We start from the raw sequence: 992 nt of genomic DNA, 5'->3' as shown, positions 1-992 counted from the left end.
GTGAGGCGAAGGTGTTCGGTGTTGGCGGTGATGCCCCGGACGCAGCGGGCCGTGAGGGTGCGGCACGCGGCTTCGAGGTGGGAGATGCTCTTGTGGAGGCTGTGGACGATGATGGGTTCGAAGGCGTTGAGCTGGAGCTGGCCGGCCTCGGCGGCCAKGGTGATGGTGACGTCGTTGCCGATCACCTCGTAGGCCACCTGGCTGACCACTTCCGGGATRACCGGGTTGATCTTRCCGGGCATGATCGAGGAGCCGGACTGCACCGCGGGGAGGTTGATCTCGCCGAAGCCGGCGCGCGGGCCCGAGGAGAGCAGCCGGAGGTCGTTGCAGATCTTGGAAAGTTTCACGGCGACCCGCTTGAGCACSCCGGAGAGGTGCACGAAGGCGCCGACGTCCTGGGTGGCCTCGATCAGGTCCACGGCCGTGACGAGCGGCAGGCCSGTRATYTCGGCCAGGTGCCGGCAGGCGGCCTCGGCRTACCCGGCGGGGGCGTTCAGGCCGGTGCCGATCGCGGTGGCGCCGAGGTTGATTTCGTGGATCAGCAGGTCGGCYTCGGCCAGGCGGAGCCGGTCCTCGCCGATCGTGACGGCGTAGGTGCCGAACTCCTGGCCGAGGGTCATGGGGACGGCGTCCTGGAGCTGGGTGCGGCCCATTTTCACCACCGTGCGGAACTCGAGGGCCTTTGCGGCGAAGGCGTCTTCGAGYTCGGTGAGGGCCTGGAGCAGTTCCCGGGCCGCGAAGATCGTGCCGAGCTTGACCGCGGTGGGGTAGACGTCGTTGGTGGACTGGCTGAGGTTGACGTGGTCGTTGGGGTGCAGCCGGGCGTAGTCGCCCTTCGGGTGCCCGAGGATTTCCAGGGCCCGGTTGGCGATGACCTCGTTGGCGTTCATGTTCGAGGAGGTCCCGGCGCCGCCCTGGATGACGTCGACGACGAATTGTTCGCTGAGTTTGCCGTTCATGACCTCGGTGCAGGCTTGCCCGATGGCGGCGGC

General features: G+C 67.8%; 1 protein-coding gene. It reads right to left on the bottom strand.

Going from position 1 to position 992, the window contains the following annotated elements:
• Positions 1-992 (bottom strand): aspartate ammonia-lyase (locus AC1DDH_RS20370; RefSeq protein ID WP_476956194.1); only part of this gene is annotated, 992 nt, incomplete at both ends.

It is taken from the genome of Arthrobacter sp. 10T425, assembly GCF_056393985.1.
This window is presented reverse-complemented; position numbering and strand designations above follow the sequence as displayed.